This window comes from Pseudomonas sp. P4_C3 (genome assembly GCF_056402075.1).
Map to the genome: position 1 here is coordinate 1 of NZ_JBFUIC010000611.1, position 1,371 is coordinate 1,371.

3 pseudogenes are annotated in these 1,371 nt (G+C 53.8%); 2 read left to right on the forward strand and 1 reads right to left on the reverse strand.

The window, feature by feature from the left end:
- Nucleotides 1-263: pseudogene (locus tag AC1DVH_RS31140) on the forward strand (LysR substrate-binding domain-containing protein); the annotation flags it as partial.
- A 268-nt stretch (nt 264-531) separates the two neighbouring features.
- Nucleotides 532-771: pseudogene (locus AC1DVH_RS31145) on the forward strand (NADP-dependent oxidoreductase); the annotation flags it as partial.
- 166 nt (nt 772-937) lie between these two features.
- Here the strand turns inward: AC1DVH_RS31145 and AC1DVH_RS31150 are convergent.
- Nucleotides 938-1,371 (reverse strand): annotated as a pseudogene (locus AC1DVH_RS31150) (site-specific integrase); the annotation flags it as partial.

The window sequence follows — 1,371 nt, forward strand, 5'->3', positions numbered from 1 at the left end:
ACTCATTATCTTCAATGGCCATCCAGGCTGCGATTCTTGGACAGGGCGTTGTGTTGGCGCAATATTCAATGATTGCCAATGCCGTAACGGATGGGCGTTTAATCATGCCGTTCGCCCAAGGGCTGCAAATGCCCTCGTCGTATTTTTTAGTGGGTGCCAAAGATGCTTTCGATAAAGCTCACTGTCGTGACTTCCATCGGTGGCTGGTGGCTCGTGGGCGAGATCAGATGACAGTAAATGAGCAACTGTTGACCAGCCCATAAGTAAAAAAGTATCCGTAGCGCATTCTGAGCTGATTTGTTCGTTGGGATGCGTCAGATGCGGTCCGAGGGTTTCTGTAGTCGCGCGAGCTCATGTGCGTAATGGCAGATTCAATGCCGTTACGACCCTGTTTTTTCCTCTTTAGCGTTGTGCCGGTAGGCGCGGATCTAAATCCCGCGTTACTCCAACTTCACAATCCCAAGAGCTAAATCATCATGAAGGCATTCTTTATCGATCGCTACGGCAAGTAATGGGCGAATTTGCATGACGGAAGATTCGATTGCGCTGAAACCCGAGAACCTCAGCATGGAGGACGCCGCTTCCATCCCCTTGGTCGCCTGACGGCCTGGCAGGTGCTGGTCGAAACAGTCAAATTGAAGAGGGGGGCAGAAGGTGCCTATCCAAGCCGGTTCAGGCGGCGTGGGCACCATCGCCATCCAGCTTGCCAAGTATCTGGGTGCGCTCGTTGCTACGACTACCAGCACCAGCACCAGCACCAGCAACGTCGAGTAGCTGAAAGCACTGAGTGCGGACGTCGTTATCGACTAGCTTTGTAGATGTTCCCTTCTTTCGTCGTCTTGCACGAATTTTTGGCTGTGAATTTCTGCCTGGCACGACGTGCCGGAATCGACCCGAAGCATGCGCTCAGCGATGCCTACAAAACTATGAATCTGATTCATGGGCGCGGCAGTGATCCAGTGGTGGCATACGCTGGAAAAGACATCATCGATTCTGAAGGTGGGTGCTCGTAGGTTGAGGACAACACAGCACTAAGTCGATCGCCCAACAGGTTCCAGGCACGTTTCTTTTCTTCGGCATAGTCGTGATGCAGGTAGTGGCGCCTCACCCGAGAACCCGCCAGCACATGATTTTGGCAGCGATCGATCACATCCAGGCTGACCCCCAACGCTTGCATCATGGTCGCGCCCGTGCGCCGTAGGTCATGCGGCGTCCGGTCACCGTTCTGACCGTCGGCAAGCACGAGCGTATCGTCATGATGCCGTCTGGAGAGAGCCTTACGGTTTTTGAACCGAGCCTGGCGGTCACCCACCTGCTTGCTCACCACTTTTACATCTACATGCTGATCATCCTGCTTGTTCGGAAAGCACC